1 pseudogene is annotated in these 260 nt (G+C 44.6%); it reads right to left on the reverse strand.

The features are described from left to right. A pseudogene (locus AAEY79_RS15495) lies at positions 1-260 on the reverse strand (IS66 family transposase); the annotation flags it as partial.

The following is a 260-nucleotide window of genomic DNA, read 5'->3' on the forward strand; positions in this document are numbered from 1 at the left end:
TCTCACTGCTGTCTTGCCCCATTAATGCCAGCTGATGGCCACAGCAATCACACTGTTTATCTTCATCACTGATGTCATGAATAATGATTTCACGTGGCAGGTCTTTAGGCAATAATTTACGCTTAGCCCGTTTTTTAGGAGAAACAGACTCGTCTGCATCGGTTGCTAACTCAGCAGGCTTATCAACGGTGACTTCTGCTTCGTTAAACAACTCACCTTGATAATCATGACTTTCACTGCTGGCCCCAAAACGTTGTTGC

This window comes from Psychrobacter sp. GW64-MNA-CIBAN-0177, from assembly GCF_040309585.1.
GTDB lineage: Bacteria > Pseudomonadota > Gammaproteobacteria > Pseudomonadales > Moraxellaceae > Psychrobacter > Psychrobacter okhotskensis.